Origin of the sequence: Serratia sp. CC22-02, assembly GCF_900182895.1 — a bacterium.
Classification (GTDB): Bacteria; Pseudomonadota; Gammaproteobacteria; order Enterobacterales; family Enterobacteriaceae; genus Serratia; species Serratia nevei.
Window position 1 is genome coordinate 155,507 of the sequence record NZ_FXUD01000008.1, and the last position, 18,761, is coordinate 174,267.

12 protein-coding genes and 1 tRNA gene are annotated in these 18,761 nt (G+C 61.5%); 11 read left to right on the forward strand and 2 right to left on the reverse strand.

The window, feature by feature from the left end; all coding sequences use genetic code 11:
* The first annotated feature begins 90 nt into the window (after nucleotides 1-90).
* The 10 genes from lgt (at nucleotide 91) to recD (ending at nucleotide 15,733) form a co-directional block, all read left to right on the forward strand.
* Complete coding sequence (gene lgt, locus QOL81_RS21995; protein WP_015378920.1) at nucleotides 91-963, forward strand: prolipoprotein diacylglyceryl transferase; 873 nt, start codon at nucleotides 91-93, stop codon at nucleotides 961-963.
* A gap of 7 nt (nucleotides 964-970) precedes the next feature.
* Entirely contained in the window at nucleotides 971-1,765 is a 795-nt protein-coding gene (gene thyA / locus QOL81_RS22000) for a thymidylate synthase (RefSeq protein ID WP_016929918.1), read from the forward strand.
* A 174-nt stretch (nucleotides 1,766-1,939) separates the two neighbouring features.
* Nucleotides 1,940-2,443 (forward strand): prepilin peptidase-dependent protein, encoded by a 504-nt coding sequence (locus QOL81_RS22005; RefSeq protein ID WP_070913906.1) that lies wholly within the window; start codon nucleotides 1,940-1,942, stop codon nucleotides 2,441-2,443.
* Nucleotides 2,437-3,015 (forward strand): prepilin peptidase-dependent protein, encoded by a 579-nt coding sequence (locus tag QOL81_RS22010; RefSeq protein WP_070913907.1) that lies wholly within the window; start codon nucleotides 2,437-2,439, stop codon nucleotides 3,013-3,015. Before QOL81_RS22005 ends, QOL81_RS22010 begins: the two co-directional genes overlap by 7 nt.
* On the forward strand, nucleotides 3,012-3,458 hold the full coding sequence (locus tag QOL81_RS22015) for a YgdB family protein (RefSeq protein ID WP_070913908.1): 447 nt from the start codon (nucleotides 3,012-3,014) through the stop codon (nucleotides 3,456-3,458). Before QOL81_RS22010 ends, QOL81_RS22015 begins: the two co-directional genes overlap by 4 nt.
* Nucleotides 3,448-3,804, forward strand: coding sequence for a prepilin-type N-terminal cleavage/methylation domain-containing protein (locus tag QOL81_RS22020; protein WP_070913909.1), 357 nt, complete (start codon nucleotides 3,448-3,450; stop codon nucleotides 3,802-3,804). The genes QOL81_RS22015 and QOL81_RS22020 overlap by 11 nt, the downstream gene beginning before the upstream one ends.
* Before the next feature lie 32 nt (nucleotides 3,805-3,836).
* Nucleotides 3,837-7,208, forward strand: coding sequence for an exodeoxyribonuclease V subunit gamma (recC, locus tag QOL81_RS22025; protein ID WP_283440030.1), 3,372 nt, complete (start codon nucleotides 3,837-3,839; stop codon nucleotides 7,206-7,208).
* A 232-nt stretch (nucleotides 7,209-7,440) separates the two neighbouring features.
* Entirely contained in the window at nucleotides 7,441-10,329 is a 2,889-nt protein-coding gene (ptrA, locus tag QOL81_RS22030) for a pitrilysin (RefSeq protein ID WP_070913928.1), read from the forward strand.
* On the forward strand, nucleotides 10,326-13,886 hold the full coding sequence (recB, locus tag QOL81_RS22035; RefSeq protein ID WP_283440031.1) for an exodeoxyribonuclease V subunit beta: 3,561 nt from the start codon (nucleotides 10,326-10,328) through the stop codon (nucleotides 13,884-13,886). Before ptrA ends, recB begins: the two co-directional genes overlap by 4 nt.
* The gene (gene recD, locus QOL81_RS22040) at nucleotides 13,883-15,733 is read left to right on the forward strand and encodes an exodeoxyribonuclease V subunit alpha (protein WP_100396815.1); all 1,851 of its coding nucleotides are present in this window, start codon (nucleotides 13,883-13,885) and stop codon (nucleotides 15,731-15,733) included. The genes recB and recD overlap by 4 nt, the downstream gene beginning before the upstream one ends.
* A 37-nt stretch (nucleotides 15,734-15,770) precedes the next feature.
* On the opposite strand, the gene argA is transcribed toward recD, so the two are convergent.
* Nucleotides 15,771-17,114 (reverse strand): amino-acid N-acetyltransferase, encoded by a 1,344-nt coding sequence (gene argA / locus QOL81_RS22045; RefSeq protein ID WP_048234611.1) that lies wholly within the window; start codon nucleotides 17,112-17,114, stop codon nucleotides 15,771-15,773.
* A gap of 221 nt (nucleotides 17,115-17,335) precedes the next feature.
* Between argA and amiC the strand changes: the two genes are divergently transcribed.
* Nucleotides 17,336-18,589, forward strand: coding sequence for an N-acetylmuramoyl-L-alanine amidase AmiC (gene amiC, locus QOL81_RS22050; protein WP_047729977.1), 1,254 nt, complete (start codon nucleotides 17,336-17,338; stop codon nucleotides 18,587-18,589).
* Between the two features lie 90 nt (nucleotides 18,590-18,679).
* On the opposite strand, the gene QOL81_RS22055 is transcribed toward amiC, so the two are convergent.
* A tRNA-Met gene (locus QOL81_RS22055) sits at nucleotides 18,680-18,756 on the reverse strand.
* Nucleotides 18,757-18,761 lie beyond the last annotated feature (5 nt).

Genomic DNA, 18,761 nt, shown 5'->3' on the forward strand with positions numbered 1-18,761 from the left:
GCCGTTTGCAAGGCGCGGGATAATCTCCGTCGCCGCTTGGCACCTGCCGCCCCCGCATGGGGAAAAATAACAGACATGTTGTGGTGATAGATGAGCAATAGCTATCTGGCGTTTCCTAAATTTGATCCGGTCATTTTCTCCATTGGCCCGGTTTCTTTGCATTGGTACGGCCTGATGTACCTGGTCGGTTTCGTTTTTGCCATGTGGCTGGCGGTGCGCCGCGCCAACAAGCCGGGCAGCGGCTGGACCAAAGACGAAGTTGAAAACCTGCTCTATGCTGGTTTCCTGGGCGTATTCGTCGGCGGCCGCGTAGGCTATGTGCTGTTCTACAACTTGCCGCTGTTCCTGGATAACCCGCTCTATCTGTTCAAGGTCTGGGATGGCGGCATGTCGTTCCACGGCGGCTTGATGGGGGTGATTCTGGTGATGTTCTGGTTCGCTCGCCGCACCAAACGCACCTTCTTCCAGGTTTCCGATTTTATCGCGCCACTGATCCCATTCGGTCTGGGTGCCGGCCGCCTCGGCAACTTCATCAACGGTGAACTGTGGGGCCGCGTGACCACCGATACCCCTTGGGCAATGCTGTTCCCAAGCTCGCGCAGCGAAGACGTGGCCCTCGCCGCCGCCGATCCTTCTCTGTTGCCGCTGCTGAACCAGTACGGCGTACTGCCGCGCCACCCGTCGCAGCTGTATGAACTGCTGCTGGAAGGCGTGGTGCTGTTTATCATTCTGAACCTGTTTATTCGCAAGCCGCGGCCGATGGGCGCCGTATCGGGCCTGTTCCTGATCGGTTATGGCGCATTCCGCATCATCGTTGAAGCGTTCCGCCAGCCGGATGCCCAGCTTGGCTTGTTCGACGGCGTGATCAGCATGGGGCAGATCCTGTCCATCCCGATGGTGGTGGCCGGTGTTATTATGATGATTTGGGCGTACCGTCGTCGCCCGCAGCAACAACTGTCGTGAGGGACAAATGAAACAGTATCTGGATTTGATGAACAAGGTGCTCGCCGAGGGCACCCCTAAAGCCGACCGTACCGGCACTGGCACGTTGTCGATTTTCGGCCACCAGATGCGTTTCAACTTGCAGGAAGGTTTCCCGTTGGTGACCACCAAAAAATGTCATCTGCGTTCGATCATTCATGAGCTGTTATGGTTCCTGAACGGCGATACCAACATCGCCTACCTGCGTGACAACAAGGTCACCATTTGGGACGAGTGGGCCGATGAAAACGGCGATCTCGGCCCGGTGTACGGCAAACAGTGGCGTGCCTGGGGCGCAGCGGACGGCCGTCAGATCGATCAGCTGAGCAACGTGCTCCAACAGCTGAAGCAGGATCCGGATTCGCGCCGCATCATCGTTTCCGCCTGGAACGTCGGCGAGCTGGATCAGATGGCGTTGGCGCCGTGCCACGCGTTCTTCCAGTTCTACGTAGCGGACGGCAAGCTCTCTTGCCAGCTGTACCAGCGCTCCTGCGATGTCTTCCTCGGCCTGCCGTTCAACATCGCCAGCTACGCGTTGTTGGTGCACATGATGGCGCAGCAGTGCGATCTGGAAGTGGGCGATTTCGTCTGGACCGGCGGCGATACCCACCTGTACAGCAACCACATGGAACAGACTCAGCTGCAGCTGACGCGTGAACCGCGTCCGTTGCCGAAGCTGGTGATCAAACGCAAACCGGCTTCGCTGTTCGATTACCGTTTCGAAGACTTCGAGATCGAAGGTTACGATCCGCATCCGGCCATCAAGGCGCCGGTCGCGATCTGACCTTAACCGCATCACATCAGGGGCGCAGCGATTGCGCCCCTTTTTTTATCCGCATTGCGCACCGCGCCGCATTTTTTTGTCGCCGCCTGCCGTCGTAGAGGAAACATTGCGCAGCTTGCCGCAGCGCTTGCGCATGTGGCTTTACCGCGTTGTTACGGCCCTTACACTGGCGGCATGAACGACAATACTCTCTCGAACATTGATGATCGCCAGCGTGGCATGACGTTGATTGAGCTGTTGGCGGCGATATTGATCGCCGCCATGCTGACCGGCTGGGGCGTCGGGCAATGGCGCTATCATCAGCAAGCGCTGCGGCTGGAACATACGGCCCAACAGCTGCTGGCGTTTCTGCTGCGCTTGCAGGCGGACGCCAACTGGCGTAACCGCACGACGCTGCTGTGGTTCAAGAACGGCACGCCCTGGTGTCTGGGCGGTGGCGTGCCGCCGCCGGATTGCGCTTCCGCCGAAGGCTCTGTCTTCTCGCCGTCTTATCGCGACGTTGCGCTGAGCGGCTACACCGGCAAAGAGATTGGGTTTTACGGTTTGCGCAATACCGCACAGGCGGGGCACATCCTTCTCAGCAACGATGCAGGCAGCCTGCGGCTGGTGCTATCCGCCCGTGGGCGGCTGCGTTTGTGCAGCGAAGGGCAGCGGCTCAGGGGCATGGCGCTATGTTGACTTTAGAACGCGGTTTTACCTTGCCGGAGGTGATGTTGGCGTTGGTCTTCGGCAGCGTAATCGCGCTCGGCGCGGCGAAAACTTACCCGCTGTTGCGCCAGCAAAGCGTGGCCGTCGGCCAGCACTTTCGGCTGGAGTCAACGCTGCGGCAGTTGGCGTTCGGCATTGAGAAAGATCTGCGCCGCGCCGGTTTTTGCGCCGGGCAGTGCGCCGGCCGGCCGCTGCTGATCGGCCAGGCTGCGGGAGAAGCGGCGGGCAGCTGCGTTATCGTCGCCTACGACATTGCTCGCAGCGGGCAATGGCTCACTTCGGGCGAGGATGCAGGCTATTTCGGTTACCGGCTGCGCAATGGCGGCTTGGAAGGGCAGCGCGGCGTGAGCCAATGCGATGGCGGTGGCTGGGAGCGGCTACTCGACCATGACGAAGTGCGCATTGAGCGGTTTCATGTGGCGATAGAGCGGGGCAATCACGGCGCGACCTTGGCTCGCCTGACGCTGGCGGGGCGCTCCGCCAGCGATGCGCGTATCGGGCGCAGCCTGAGCGGGAGCGTCGAAATGGCGGCGCTGCCATGAACCGGCGTACCCAGCGAGGCGGTAGCACCCTGGCGGCGGTGATGCTGCTGCTGGCGCTCGGGCTGATGTTGCTTAACGCTCAGCATCGGCAGTTGGATAACGCGCTGTTACTGGCTGCCGATCAGCAGCGTTACCTTCAGGCTTACAATCAGGCCGCTTCGGCGCTGAGTTGGGGCATGAGCCAGCGCTGGCCACGCGCCGAGCTGAGTGCGGCGGCCTGGTTATGCAGGCAGCGCGCGGAGCTGACGGCCTGCGCTCGGCTGTCTGCCAGAGCGGGCGTGGTGACGGTACGCGGCCTTGGCGAGATGCGCGGCGGTGAACCGCTATGGTTGTATCAATGGGCCACCTTTAACGGCGCGGAGGCCGCTGGCAAGGTGCAAGCACAGCCGGGCGGTCGGCTGGATTTTTGCCCCGAGAAAAGGCAGGTCGACTGTGACGGCTAACGCTCGGGCTGGGCGGATATCCCGCAACGGCTTCAGCCTGCCGGAAGTGTTGGTGGCGGCCTTGCTGTTCTCGGTGTCGCTGCTGGGCTTGTTACAGTATCATCAGGTGCTGTTGCAGTCGTTTCAGCGCCAGTGGCACTACCGGCAAGCCTGGGGGCTGGCGCATCAGCAGCTGGAGGCGTTTGCCGTCACCAGGCGGCTCGAGGCTGAACCGCTGCCGGAAGGGTGGCGACGCGAGACGGCGCTTGACGATGCCGAGAGTGATTGCCGCCGATTGACGGTCAGGATCCAAACGCCGCAGCGGCAGTGGGCAACGCTGAGCCGCTGGTATTGCACCCGCTTTTAAGCCGGTATGTCTTTTGTTTTAAAGGAGCCTTGATGTTCACGGTTTATCATTCCAATCAGCTGGATTTGTTGAAAACGCTGACCAGCGCGCTGATAGCCAGAGATCCGTTGGCCGATCCTTTTCAACCGGAAGTGGTGCTGGTGCAGAGCCCTGGCATGGCGCAATGGCTGCAGATGCAGCTGGCGGAACAGTTCGGCATCGCCGCCAATGTCGCGTTTCCGCTGCCGGCGACCTTTATTTGGGACATGTTCACCCGGGTGTTGCCGGATATCCCGAAAGAGAGCGCCTTCAGCAAGGACGCCATGACCTGGAAGCTGATGTGGTTGTTGCCGGAGATGCTGACCCAGCCGGCGTTTGCGCCACTGCAGCACTATCTGACCGATGACGGCGACAAGCGCAAGATCCACCAGTTGGCCGGCCGGGTCGCCGACCTGTTCGACCAGTATTTGGTTTATCGCCCGCAGTGGCTGGAGAGCTGGCAGCGCGGTGAGCATATCGACGGTCTGGCGGAAGCTCAGCAATGGCAGGCGCCGCTCTGGGCGCGATTGGTGGAGTACACGCAAGAGCTGGGGCAGCCGGAATGGCACCGTGCCAATCTGTACAGCCGCTTTATCCACGCGCTGGAGCAGGCAAAAACGTGCCCGCCCGGTTTGCCGCCGCGGGTGTTTATCTGCGGCATCTCGGCGTTGCCGCCGGTCTATTTGGAGGCGCTGCAGGCGCTGGGGCGGCATATCGATATCCACCTGATGTTCACCAATCCCTGTCGCTATTACTGGGGCGACATTCAGGATTACGCTTTCTTGGCTCGCTTGCAGAGCCGCAAGCGCCGTCACTACCACCAGGCTCGTGAGCAGGGGCTGTTCCGCGAGCCGGATGACGCGGCGCGCCTGTTTGACGCCGAAGGCCAGCAGCAGCTCAGCAACCCGCTGTTGGCCTCCTGGGGCAAGCTGGGGCGCGATCACCTCTATCTGCTGTCGCAGATGGAAGGGGCGCAAGAGGTCGACGCCTTTGTCGATATCCCGGCCGATACCATGCTGCACGCCGTTCAGCGCGATATGCTGGAGCTGGAAGACCATGCGGTAATCGGTATTACCGCGGAAACGCTGGAAAGCAGCTTCAGCAAACGTCCGCTTGATGAGAACGACCGCTCCCTCAGCCTGCATGCCTGCCACAGCCCGCAGCGGGAAGTGGAGGTTTTGCACGATCAACTGCTGAGCATGCTGGCGCAGGATCCGTCGTTGACGCCGCGCGATATCATCGTGATGGTGGCGGATATCGACAGCTACACGCCTTACATTCAGGCGGTGTTCGGCAATGCCCCCGCCGAGCGCTACCTGCCGTTCGCCATTTCCGACCGTAAAGCGCGCCAGGCGCATCCGGCGCTGCAGGCGTTCATTTCACTGCTCGATCTGCCGCAAAGCCGCTTTACCTCGGAACAGGTACTGGCGCTGCTGGAGGTGCCGGCCCTGGCCGCCCGTTTCGCCATTGGCGAAGAGGGGCTGCGCCTGTTGCGTCATTGGGTCGGTGAATCCGGCGTGCGCTGGGGCCTGGACGACGATAACGTGCGCGAACTGGATCTGCCCACCACCGGCCAGCATACCTGGCGTTTCGGCATTACGCGCATGCTGCTCGGCTACGCGATGGACAGCAATGCCGGCGATTGGCAGGGCATTTTACCTTATGACGAATCGAGCGGATTGGTCGCCGAGTTGGCGGGGCAGTTGGCGGATCTGCTGGCGCAGCTCAGCCACTGGCGGCAAATCTTGAGCGAAGCGCGCCCGCTCGAAGCGTGGCTGCCGCTGTGCCGGCAACTGCTGGATGCCTTCTTCGCTGCGGACAGCGACACCGAAGTTGTGCTGGCGCTGATCGAACAGCAGTGGCAGCAGGCCATCAATTTTGGCCTGGCGGCGCGCTATCCCGACGAGGTGCCGTTGACCATTCTGCGCGACGATCTGGCGGCGCGCCTCGATCAGGAGCGCATCAGCCAGCGCTTCCTCGCCGGGCAAATCAACTTCTGTACGCTGATGCCGATGCGTTCCATTCCGTTCAAGGTGGTGTGCCTGCTGGGCATGAACGACGGCGTGTATCCGCGCACGCTGCCGCCGCTGGGGTTCGATCTGATGGCGCAGCAGGTCAAACGCGGCGACCGTAGCCGTCGCGATGACGACCGCTATCTGTTCCTGGAAGCGATTTTGTCCGCTCAGCAGCGGCTGTATATCAGTTTCATCGGCCGTTCCATTCAAGACAACAGCCCGCGCTACCCTTCGGTGCTGGTCACCGAGCTGCTGGAGTACCTGGAGCAAAGCTATTGTCTGCCGGGAGATGAGGAACTCAGCGCAGACGACAGCGCCCGGCGGGTTGGTGAGCACTTGCTGAAGTGGCACGCGCGCATGCCGTTCGCCGCCGAGAATTTCTTGCCGGGCTCGGAGGCGCAAAGCTATGCCGCCGAGTGGCTGCCCGCCGCCGATGGGCGCGGTGCGGCGCATCCGGCGTTCAACCAGCCGCTGCCCGCCGAAGCGCTGCAGCAAATATCGTTGGATGAGCTGCTGCGATTTTACCGCCATCCGATTCGTGCATTTTTCCAACTGCGGCTGGGAGTCAGTTTTATCCTGGAAGAGACCGAGCTGCCCGACGAAGAACCCTTCACGCTGGATAACCTCAGCCGTTACCAGTTCAACAGCCAGCTGCTGAATACGCTGATAGACGGCGACGATCCCGAACGGTTGTTCCAGCGGGTGCGCGCCGCCGGCGGCTTGCCCTATGGCGCCTTCGGCGAAATCTATTGGCAAAAACAGCAGGAGGAGATGAGCGAACTGGCCGAGCAGGTGCGTGCGGAACGCGCAGAGAGCCATAGCCTGGAGCTGGATATCGATATCGCCGGCGTGCGCCTCAGCGGCTGGCTGCATCAGGTGCAGGATGACGGCCTGCTGCGCTGGCGGCCTGCTACGCTGTCGGCGGTGGACGGCATATTGCTGTGGCTGGAGCACCTGGTGTACTGCTGCGCCGGCGGCACCGGCGAGAGCCGCATGTATGGCCGCAAGAATTCCGCCTGGCGCTTTGCCGCGCTGGCGCCAGAAGAGGCACAGGCGCAGCTGGCGGAACTGCTGGTGGGCTATCAGCGCGGTCTGAGTCAGCCGCTGCTGCTGTTGAACAAGAGCGGCTGGGCGTGGCTAAGTCAGTGCTATCTGCCGGAAACGCAGGAAATCGACTGGGAGGAAGAAGCGCAAATTAAGGCACGCGCCAAACTGCTGCAGGCCTGGCAGGGCGATCAGCGCATTCCCGGAGAAGGGGAAGATCCCTACGTGCAGCGAGTGTTCCGCCAATTGGATAATGAATACTTGGCGCAAATACTGGCTGAAACAGAGCGTTATCTGTTGCCGATGGCGCGGCATAACCTGGGGTAACAATCCCCCGGTGGTGCTGTGCGGCGGGAGGTGGTAAAAATAACGAAGGTTATATTCAACCATTGGGGTAATTCCCGGTCTTACATAACGTACAGGCATATACCCGCCGTGTTCCGGGCCGCCACATTGGCGAAGAACCCGGCGAGTACCGATTTGGTTATGTGGTTTTGATGTACGTCGCCAACGTCAGGGAGTGGGCGTAGCGACGTCAGAATAGGGGTTTATTTTGGATATGCGCAGACAGTTGGCCCGTATCGCCGGGCTGGTATTATTGGCTATGTGTTGGGCACCGTTGAGTTGGGCCGCGCAAGGATGGCAACCGCTGGCGGAGAAGATCAACAAGAGCGAACACGATCCACGTCAGTATGAAGCGATCAAGTTGGCTAACGGCATGACGGTGTTGCTGGTGTCCGATGCCCAGGCACCGAAATCGCTGGCGGCGCTGGCATTGCCGGTCGGGTCACTCGAAGATCCGAACAGCCAACTGGGCTTGGCGCACTATCTGGAGCATATGGTACTGATGGGCTCCAAACGTTACCCAGAGCCGGAGAACCTGTCCGAATTCCTGAAAAAGCACGGCGGCAGCCACAACGCCAGCACGGCCTCTTATCGCACTGCCTTCTATCTGGAAGTGGAAAATGACGCGCTGGAGCCGGCGGTCGATCGCATGGCCGACGCCATTGCCGAGCCGCTGCTGGATCCGGGCAATGCCGATCGCGAGCGCAACGCGGTGAACGCCGAATTGACGATGGCACGTTCGCGCGACGGCATGCGTATGGCGCAGGTCGGCGCGGAAACCCTTAACCCGGCGCATCCGAGCGCGCGCTTCTCCGGCGGTAATCTCGATACGCTGAAAGACAAGCCGGACAGCAAGTTGCACGATGAGCTGACCGGCTTCTATAAACGCTACTACTCCGCCAACCTGATGATGGGCGTTTTGTACGGCAATCAGCCGCTGTCGCAGCTGGCTGATATTGCGGCAAAAACCTTTGGCCGCGTGCCGAATCACGACGCCAGCGTGCCGCCGATCACCGTGCCGGCCGTGACGCCGGAACAGCAGGGCATCATCATTCACTATGTGCCGGCGCAGCCGCGCAAGCAGCTGAAGGTCGAGTTCCGCATCGATAACAACAGCGCCGCGTTTCGCAGCAAAACCGATACCTACATCAGCTACCTGATCGGCAACCGCAGCAAGAACACCCTGTCTGACTGGTTGCAGAAGCAGGGGCTGGCGGACGCCATCAATGCCGGCGCCGATCCGATGGTCGATCGCAACGGCGGCGTCTTCGCCATCAGCGTTTCACTGACCGACAAAGGCCTGGCCCAGCGCGACGAAGTCGTCGCCGCCATTTTCAACTACCTGAAAATGCTGCGCAGCGAAGGCATCAAGCAGAGCTACTTCGACGAAATCTCGCATGTTCTGAACCTGGATTTCCGTTATCCGTCGATTACGCGCGACATGGACTACATCGAATGGCTGGTGGACACGATGCTGCGCGTGCCGGTTGAGCATGCGCTGGACGCGCCTTACCTGGCCGATCGTTATGATCCTAAGGCGATCGCCGAACGTCTGGATGCCATGACGCCGCAAAACGCGCGCATCTGGTTCGTCAGCCCGGATGAGCCGCACAACAAGACGGCCTATTTCGTCAACGCGCCTTACCAGGTCGACAAAATCACGCCGCAGCGCTTTACGCAGTGGCAGCAGCTGGGCAGCGGCATTTCCCTGTCGTTGCCGGCGCTCAATCCGTACATCCCAGATGACTTTACCCTGACCAAGCCGTCGCACGAGTTCAAAAAGCCGGAAATGGTGGTGGATAAACCTGGCCTGCGCGTGCTGTACATGCCGAGCCGTTACTTCGCCGACGAGCCGAAGGCCGACGTCACCGTCGCTTTCCGCAACGCCAAAACCATGGATTCCGCGCGTAACCAGGTGCTGTTCTCTCTGACGGATTATCTGGCCGGCCTCGCGCTGGATCAGCTGAGCTATCAGGCATCGGTCGGCGGGCTGAGCTTCTCGACCTCGCCGAACAACGGCCTGATGTTTAACGCCAACGGTTTTACCCAGCGTTTGCCGCAGTTGCTGACGGCGCTGATCGAGGGCTATTCCAGCTTCACGCCGACGGAAGATCAGCTGGCGCAGGCCAAATCCTGGTATCTGGAACAGTTGGACGCCGCCGAGAAGGGCAAGGCGTTTGAGCTGGCCATTCAGCCGGTGCAGATGGTTTCCCGCGTGCCGTATTCCGAACGCAGCGAGCGCCGCGAAGTGCTGAAGACGCTGACGCTGAAAGACGTGCTGGCTTATCGCGATAGCCTGCTGGCCGAGGCCACGCCAGAGCTGTTGGTGGTGGGCAACATGAGCAAGCAGCAGGTCGACACGCTGGCGTCGACGCTGAAGCATCGCCTGGGCTGTACCGGCATCGAATGGTGGCACGGCGAAGACGTGGTGGTGGACAAGAATCAGCTGGCCAACCTGCAACAGGTGGGCAGCAGCACCGACTCGGCGCTGGCGGCGGTCTATGTGCCGACCGGCTACGACGAAGTGACCGGCATGGCCTACAGCTCGCTGCTGGGGCAGATTATTCAGCCGTGGTTCTATAGCCAACTGCGCACTCAGGAGCAATTGGGGTATGCGGTCTTTGCCTTCCCGATGTCGGTGGGGCGCCAGTGGGGCGTGGGCTTCCTGTTGCAGAGCAACAGCAAGCAGCCGGCCTACCTGTACCAGCGCTATCAGGATTTCTACCCGAAAACCGAGAAGCGCTTGCGCGACATGAGCGAGGCGGACTTTGAGCAGTACAAACAGGCGCTCATCAATGAGCTGAAGCAGCGTCCGCAAACCCTGAGCGAAGAGGCCAGCCGGTTCGCCAACGATTTCGATCGCGGCAATTTCGCCTTCGATACCCGTCAGAAGCTGATCGCGCAGGTGCAACAGCTGACGCCGGCCAAACTGGCGGATTATTTCCACCAGGCGGTGATCCAGCCACAGGGGCTGGCGGTGCTGTCACAGGTGAGCGGCAGCGGGCAAGACAAGGCGGATTACGCGGCGCCTAAGGACTGGGTCACCTATCCGAACGCGTCTGCATTGCAGCAGATCCTGCCGCGCAAAGTGGCGACACCATGACGGAAACTGCCCCGCAGAGGTTGGAACCGCTGACGCTGCCGCTGTTCGGCGAACGCCTGATCGAGGCGTCGGCGGGCACCGGCAAAACCTTTACCATCGGCGCGCTGTACCTGCGTTTGCTGCTGGGGTTGGGCGGTGAAGCGGCGTTTCCTCGTCCGCTGACGGTCGAAGAAATCCTGGTGGTGACCTTTACCGAGGCCGCCACCGAGGAGCTGCGCGGGCGTATCCGCGACAATATTCACGGGCTGCGTATCGCCTGCGTACGCGGTAAAGACGCAGAATGCAAAAATCTGCTATTTATCGAATTGATGGCTGAAATTGACGATTTGACCGACGCCGCCTCGCAGCTGCTGGCGGCGGAGCGGCAGATGGATGAAGCGGCGATCTACACCATTCACGGCTTTTGCCAACGAATGCTGACGCACAACGCCTTCGAGTCCGGCATGCTGTTTGAACAAACGCTGGTGCAGGACGAACTGCCGCTGCGGCGGCAGGCCTGTGCCGACTTCTGGCGTCGCCACTGCTATCCGTTGCCGCTGGGCGTGGCGCGTGCGGTCAGCCAGGAGTGGAGCGGCCCGGAAGCGTTGCTGGCCGATCTCTCCGGCTATCTGCACGGTGAGGCGCCGGCGCTGCGTCGGCCGCCGAAGGACGAAGAAACCGTCCTGATGCGCCACGAGCAGATCGTCGCGCGTATCGACGCCATCAAGGTGCAATGGCGGGCGGCGGCGGGCGATCTGGAGGCGTTGATCGCCCAGTCCGGCGTCGATAAGCGCAGTTACAGCAGCAAGCACCTGCCGAACTGGCTGAACAAGGTCGGTGAATGGAGCGGGCAGGAGACTCAGGACTATCAGCTGCCGAAGGAACTGGATAAATTTCGCCAGTCGGTGCTGCTGGAGAAGACCAAGAAAGGCGAGCCGCCGCGGCATGCGCTGTTCACGGCGATCGACGAGCTGTTCGATGAGCCGTTGACGCTGCGCGACCTGATCATGGCGCGTGCGCTCAGCGAGATCCGCACTTCCATTCAGCAGGAAAAGCGCCAGCGCGCCGAGCTGGGGTTTGACGACCTGCTCAGCCGGCTGGACGGCGCCCTGCAAAGCGGCGGTGGTGAACAGCTGGCGCAGGCGATCCGTCAGCGCTACCCGGTGGCGATGATCGATGAATTCCAGGATACCGATCCGCAGCAATACCGTATTTTCCAAAAGCTTTACGTCGGCCGGCCCGATTGCGGCCTGCTGCTGATTGGCGATCCCAAGCAGGCGATTTACGCCTTTCGCGGCGCCGACATTTTTACCTACATGCGGGCGCGTTCGGAGGTGAGCGCCCACTATACGCTGGAGACCAACTGGCGCTCGTCGCCGTCGATGGTCGCCAGCGTCAATCACCTGTTTTCTCAGGTAGAAAAGCCTTTCCTGTTCGGCCAAATCCCCTTTATCGAGGTCAGCGCGGCGGAAAAGAACCAAGGGCTGGCGTTTGACCTGCACGGCAAGCCGCAAGCGGCGATGCAGTTCTGGCTGCAGCAGGGGGAAGGCGCCGGTGTAAGTGATTACCAACAGTTGATGGCGCGCCTGTGCGCCACGCAAATTCGCGACTGGCTCAGCGCCGGGCAGCAGGGCCAGGCGTGGCTGCAGGGCGGCAAGGAGCCAAGGCCGGTACAAGCTTCCGATATCACGGTGCTGGTGCGCAGCCGCAATGAGGCGGCGTTGGTGCGCGATGCGCTGAGCGCGCTGTCCATTCCGTCGGTGTATCTGTCCAACCGCGATAGCGTGTTCGACACCCCGGAGGCCAAAGACCTGCTGTGGTTGTTGCAGGCGGTGTTGGCGCCGGAACAAGAGCGCACGCTGCGCAGCGCCATGGCTACCGGGCTGATGGGGCTGGACGCGCCGACGCTGGACGGCCTGAGCCGTGATGAGCGCGCCTGGGACGCGTTGGTTAATGAATTCGACAATTACCGCACGCTCTGGCTGCGCCGCGGCGTGTTGCCGATGCTGAGCGAGGTGATGAAAGCGCGCCAGCTGGCGGAGAACCTGCTGGCCAGCGCCGGCGGCGAGCGTCGCTTGACCGACGTGCTGCACCTGGGGGAGCTGTTGCAAGAGGCGGCGGCGCAGCTCGACAGCGAGCATGCGCTGGTTCGCTGGTTGGCGCAGCAGATTGCCCAGCCTAATCGCCAGTCCGACAATCAACAGCTGCGGCTGGAGAGCGACCGGCATCTGGTGCAGGTGATCACCATCCACAAGTCCAAGGGGCTGGAATTCGATCTGGTGTGGCTGCCGTTCGTCGGCAATTTCCGCCAGCAGCAACAGGCGCTGTATCACGATCGCCACAGCTTCCAGGCATTGCTGGATCTCGACGCCAATGAAGAGAGCCAGGCCTGGGCGGAGGAGGAGCGGTTGGCGGAAGACCTGCGTCTGCTGTACGTCGCGCTGACCCGCTCGGTGTACCACTGCAGCATCGGCATCGCGCCGTTGTTCCAGGGCTCGCGCAAGAAACAGGGCGAGACCGATCTGCACCGCAGCGCATTGGGTTATCTGGTGCAGGGCGGGCAGGCCGGCGACGCTGCGTATCTGCAGGAGCGGCTGCAGCAACTGGCGGGCGGCGGCATTGCGCTGTCGCTGGTGGAACCGCCGGACGAGGCGCCCTGGCAGCCCCAGGCGGCGTTGGCTGAAGCGCTGGCGGCGAAAAACTTTACCCGGCGGATCCAGGATTTTTGGCGGGTGACCAGCTATACCGGTTTGCAACAGCACGGCGCGAGCCTGATGCAGGATCTGCTGCCGCGTCTGGATGTCGACGCCGCGGGCGAGCGCGGGGAAGAAAGTGAGCCAGCGCTCACACCGCATACCTTCCCGCGCGGCGCAACGCCCGGCACCTTCCTGCACAGCCTGTTCGAAACATTGGATTTCACTCAGCCGTTAGACGAACAGTGGCTGCTGGCACAGCTGCAACAGCACGGGTTCGCCGAACATTGGCAGCCGATTTTGCTGGCGTGGATGCGGGTATTGCTCAATACGCCGCTCGCCGACAGCGGCGTGACGCTGGCGGCGCTGACGCCGCAGCACAAGCAGGCCGAGCTGCAGTTCTATTTGCCGATCAACCGGCTGTTGCAGGCGAAGGAGCTCGATGCCCTGGTGAAGCGTTACGATCCGCTTTCCGCCCGCTGTCCGGCGCTGGATTTTCATCAGGTGCAGGGCATGCTGAAAGGCTTTATCGACCTGGTGTTCTGCTGGCAGGGCAAATACTACCTGCTGGACTACAAGTCCAACTGGCTGGGGGAAGACAGTAGCGCCTATACCCGGCCGGCGATGGAGCAGGCGATGGCGGAGCATCGTTACGATCTGCAATACCAGCTGTATACGCTGGCGCTGCATCGTTATCTGCGTCATCGGTTGCCGGATTACGATTATCGGTGCCATTTTGGCGGGGTGATTTATCTGTTCCTGCGCGGCGTGGATGCGGCGCACCCGGGCAACGGCATTTTCACCTGTCTCCCTGAGCTTGAGCTGGTGGAGGGGATGGATCGCTTGTTCAGCGGCGAAGCTGTGGCGACGGAGGAAGGATCATGATCGCACTGCTGGAGCAGGCGGTAGCGCTTGGCGTACTGCGTCCGCTGGACGTGCAGTTCGCCCGCGTGGTGGCGAACGAAGACGAGCCCGATATTTTGCTGGCCGCCGCCTGCCTGAGCGCAGAGGCGGGGGCCGGCCACGTCTGTCTGATGCTGGAGCAACTGCAGGCGGACACGCTGTTTGAAGGGCGCCAGCCGGCGTTGGCGTTGGCGGTGTGGGAGGCGGCCGGACGACCGGATAGCGTGCGTTGGCAGCAGCGTTTGGCGGCCAGCGCAGCGGTCGGGGACGGCAGTAGCGCTACGCCACTGGTGCTACGCGGGCCGCGCCTGTATCTGCAGCGCATGTGGCAAAACGAAGGTGAAGTGGCGGCGTTTATCGGCGGTGAAGGCGAGTCGTTGGCGGTACCGGAGGCTGAGCTGCGCATTATTCTCGACCGCCTGTTCGGCGCGGCGAGTGACGAGCCCGATTGGCAGAAGATCGCCGCCGCAGTGGCCGCCACGCGGCGTATCGCGGTCATTTCCGGCGGGCCTGGCACCGGTAAAACCACCACCGTCGCCAAGCTGCTGGCGGCGCTGGTGCAGCTGGATGAAGGCGCGCGCTTGCGCATTCAACTGGCGGCACCGACCGGCAAGGCGGCGGCGCGCCTGACGGAGTCGCTTGGCAGCGCCAGCCGTCAACTGGCGCTGACCCCGGCGCAGCAGGCGTTGTTCCCGACGGAGGCGGCGACGTTGCACCGTCTGTTGGGGGCGCAACCGAACAGTCAGCGCATGCGTTATCACCGTGGCAACCGGCTGCATTTGGATGTGTTGGTGGTGGATGAGGCCTCGATGGTCGATCTGCCGATGATGGCGCGCCTGATTGCCGCGCTGCCCGATCGGGCGCGGGTGATTTTTCTCGGCGACCGCGATCAGCTGGCCTCGGTGGAGGCCGGCGCGGTGCTGGGAGATATTTGCCGCTTTGCCGAGCAGGGATACAGCGGCGCGCGTGCCGCAGAGCTGAGCCGCCTGACCGGCTGTTCGCTCGCAGGGCGGCAGGCCGATGCGGAAGCGGCGGTGCGCGACAGCCTGTGTCTGCTGCGCAAGAGCTACCGTTTCGATGCCCGTTCCGGCATCGGTCAGCTGGCGTTGGCGGTCAACGCCGGGGCGGGGGATCGCGCGCTGGCGGCATTAAACGGCAGTTTCGGCGATGTCACGGGCTATGCGCTGGCGACGAGCGAAGAGTATCAGGCGCTGTTGGATGCCTGCGTGGCGGGCTATCGCGACTATTTGCGGCTGACCGCCGAAGGCGCGGACGCGGCGGCGGTGCTGGCGGCCTTTGGCCGTTTTCAGGTGCTGTGCGCGCTGCGTGAAGGGCCATTCGGCGTCGCCGGCTTGAATGATCGTATTGAGCTCGGGCTGCAGCGTGCCGGTCTGATCGACCGCAAACCGGGCGTGCTCGGCCGCTGGTACCGGGGGCGGCCGGTGATGATCGGCCGCAACGACAGCGCGCTGGGGCTGTTCAATGGGGATATCGGCATTACGCTGCCGGATGAGCACGGCGATCTGCGCGTACATTTCCAACTGCCGGACGGCAGCATCAAGTCGGTGCAGCCGAGCCGTTTGCCGGCGCATGAAACCGCCTATGCCATGACGGTGCACAAATCTCAGGGATCGGAATTTGACCATACGGTCCTGGTGTTGCCGAATCACTTCCTGCCGGTGCTGACGCGTGAGCTGGTCTATACCGCGATCACTCGCGCGCGTAAGCAGCTCTCGCTGTATGCCACGGAGGCGGTGTTGCTGCGGGCCATTCGCATGCCGACTCAGCGTCGCAGCGGATTGGCTGAACGGCTACAGGCGACGGAATAAGCGTTGAAGGGGCGCGGCAACGGCCGCGCCGTGGGGATTACAGATCGGCCAGCAGGATTTTGGAACGGCGCTGATAGTTATACAGCGCCTGCTTTTGCATCGGCAGCACGTCGACTTCCGCCGGGGTGAATCCGCGTTCCTGGAACCAGTGGATGCTGCGGGTGGTCAGCACGAACAGCTTCTTCAGCCCCATCTGCCGCGCCTGGTTTTCCACCCGCTGCAGCAGCATCTCGCCGCGCGAAGAGCTGCGGTAATCGGGATGTACCGCGACACAGGCCATCTCACCGATTTTTTCCTCTAAGAACGGGTACAGCGCCGCGCAGGCGATGGTCAGGTTGTCGCGTTCGATAATGGTGAACTTGTCGATCTCCATCTCCAGCTGTTCACGCGAACGGCGCACCAGAATACCTTGCTGCTCGAGCGGCCGAATCAGCTCCAGGATGCCGCCGATGTCGTTGATCGTCGCCCGGCGCACCTGTTCGGCGCTCTCCATCACGATTTGGGTGCCGATGCCGTCGCGCGAGAACAGCTCTTGCACCAGCGCACCGTCCTCCTGGTAGCTGATCAGGTGGCTGCGGCGCACGCCGCTGCGGCAGCCTTTCACCGCCCCGCGCAGGAAGCGCACGGTGCCGGAATGGTAATCACCGCCTTCCTCCAGCTCTTCAAGGCGCTTTTGCGCGTCGTTGGGGAACAGCTCGGAAAGGATGTTACCCTCCGCGTCGGTCACACCTTGCGAGGAGCAGAAACCGATCATTTTTTCCGCTTTCAGCTTGATCGCCAACTGGGTAGCCACTTCTTCCGAAGTCAGGTTGAAGCTCTCGCCGGTGACCGAAACCGCGACCGGGCCGATCAGCACGATGGCGTTGCTGTCGAGCTGGCGGTGGATTGCGTCTTCATCGATGCGGCGAATGCGGCCGCTGTGACAGTAGTCGATGCCGTCATCGACGCCCAGCGGCTGCGCGATGATGAAGTTGCCGCTGACCACGTTGATATGCGCACCTTGCAGCGGCGTGTTGTTGAGGCTCATCGACAGCCGGGCGGTGATATCGAGCTGCAACAAACCGGCGGCCTGCTTGACCAGCTCGAGCGTATGGGCGTCGGTCACGCGGGTGTGTTTGTGGTAGATCGGCTCATAGTTGTGCTGCGCCAGATTGGCGTCGATCTGCGGCCGTGCGCCGTAAACCACCACCAGGCGAATGCCCAGACTATGCAGCAGCCCGATATCGTTGACGATGTTGGAGAAATTCTCGTGTTCGATGGCTTCCCCGCCGAGCATGATGACAAACGTCTTGCCGCGGTGGGCATTGATATAGGGGACTGAGTGACGGAATCCTTGCACCAGCTCTGTACTACGTTCCTTCACGACAAACCTCTTTTGCATATTTATACGGTATTTTTGTATTTTTATTCTTTTATGGCGCCGATGGCAAGTGGGAAATCGTCATGAAGAGTGCGCTAAGGGGGCTAAATCGTTAATAAATTGAAAAACCATAAAAAGATTTTCTGATGACAGGGCTGGAATGATTGGTTAAAGTTTTCGGCATCCCCATTCTATTGGTGTTTTTTTCATCTGTTGTAAACAGCTATTACTGCCGGAGCCGCATGCCAAACTCTAATCACAATCTGGGCCGCCGTCGTTTATTACAGGGCGTTGCCGCCAGCTGGTTGCTGAGTGTGAGTCGCACGGGCTTCGCCGCGTCATCGCACGTGATCGCCGTGCGCGTCTGGCCATCCTCCACCTATACCCGCGTCACGCTGGAATCCAACGTCGAGCTGAAATACAAGCAGTTTGCCCTGACCAATCCCGATCGCGTGGTGGTGGACATTGAAGGCGTTCACCTTAACAGCGTGCTGAAAGGCATCGCCGGGCAGGTACGTGCCGACGACCCTTATCTCAAGCAGGCGCGCGTTGGCCAGTTCGATCAGAATACCGTGCGGCTGGTGCTGGAGCTCAAGCAGAGCGTCAGCCCGCATATTTTCACGCTGGCGCCGGTGCCGGAGTATCGCAACCGTCTGGTCATGGATCTCTACCCGACCAAGGCCGGCAGCGGCGGTGAGGAGTATGATCCGCTATTGGCGTTACTGGAAGATTACAACAAGGGCGATCTGGAGCGCACGCTGCCGCCGGAAGCACCGCAGGCCGGCAAGGCGGGGCGCGATCGGCCGATCGTCATCATGCTGGATCCTGGCCACGGCGGCGAAGATCCCGGCGCTATCGGCAAGTACAAGACGCGCGAGAAAGACATCGTATTGCAGATTGCCCGCAAGCTGAGCGCCATGATCAAGCGCGAGCCGAACATGAAGGTGTTCATGACGCGCAACGAAGACGTGTTTATCCCGCTCAAGGTGCGCGTCGCCAAGGCGCGCAAGCAGCGCGCGGATCTGTTCGTTTCGATTCACGCCGACGCCTTTACCAGCCGCGCGGCGCGCGGTTCATCGGTGTTCGCGTTGTCCACCAAGGGCGCCACCAGCTCGGCGGCCAAGTTCCTGGCGCAGACGCAGAACGCGTCGGACCAAATTGGCGGCGTCAGCAAGAGTGGCGACCGCTATCTCGACCACACCATGTTTGATCTGATCCAGACCGCGACCATCAACGACAGCCTGAAGTTCGGCAAGGAAGTGTTGAATCGGATGGGGAAAATCAACCGGTTGCACAAGAATCGTGTCGATCAAGCCGGTTTTGCGGTGTTGAAGGCGCCGGATATCCCGTCAATCCTGGTGGAAACGGCGTTTATCAGCAACATTGAAGAGGAGCGCAAGCTGCGCACCAGCCATTTCCAACAGCAGGTGGCGGAGTCGATTCTGGCGGGCATCAAGGCTTATTTCGCCAACGGCGGCGCGCTGGCGAGCCGATAGAAGCAGGGCCGGGCGCGAGTCCGGCTATTTTTGCGGATTGCAGATACAAAAAAACACCCGTCAGGGTGCTTGTCTGTTGTCATCAAGAGTTGGTTGCGGAGGCCGGATTTGAACCGACGACCTTCGGGTTATGAGCCCGACGAGCTACCAGGCTGCTCCACCCCGCGTCCGT

Coding starts and splice junctions, on each gene's coding strand:
- lgt (WP_015378920.1), top strand. CDS start 91: ATGAGCAATAGCTATCTGGCGTTTCCTAAATTTGATCCGGTCATTTTC.
- thyA (WP_016929918.1), top strand. CDS start 971: ATGAAACAGTATCTGGATTTGATGAACAAGGTGCTCGCCGAGGGCACC.
- QOL81_RS22005 (WP_070913906.1), top strand. CDS start 1,940: ATGAACGACAATACTCTCTCGAACATTGATGATCGCCAGCGTGGCATG.
- QOL81_RS22010 (WP_070913907.1), top strand. CDS start 2,437: ATGTTGACTTTAGAACGCGGTTTTACCTTGCCGGAGGTGATGTTGGCG.
- QOL81_RS22015 (WP_070913908.1), top strand. CDS start 3,012: ATGAACCGGCGTACCCAGCGAGGCGGTAGCACCCTGGCGGCGGTGATG.
- recC (WP_283440030.1), top strand. CDS start 3,837: ATGTTCACGGTTTATCATTCCAATCAGCTGGATTTGTTGAAAACGCTG.
- ptrA (WP_070913928.1), top strand. CDS start 7,441: ATGCGCAGACAGTTGGCCCGTATCGCCGGGCTGGTATTATTGGCTATG.
- recB (WP_283440031.1), top strand. CDS start 10,326: ATGACGGAAACTGCCCCGCAGAGGTTGGAACCGCTGACGCTGCCGCTG.
- recD (WP_100396815.1), top strand. CDS start 13,883: ATGATCGCACTGCTGGAGCAGGCGGTAGCGCTTGGCGTACTGCGTCCG.
- argA (WP_048234611.1), bottom strand. CDS start 17,114: ATGCAAAAGAGGTTTGTCGTGAAGGAACGTAGTACAGAGCTGGTGCAA.
- amiC (WP_047729977.1), top strand. CDS start 17,336: ATGCCAAACTCTAATCACAATCTGGGCCGCCGTCGTTTATTACAGGGC.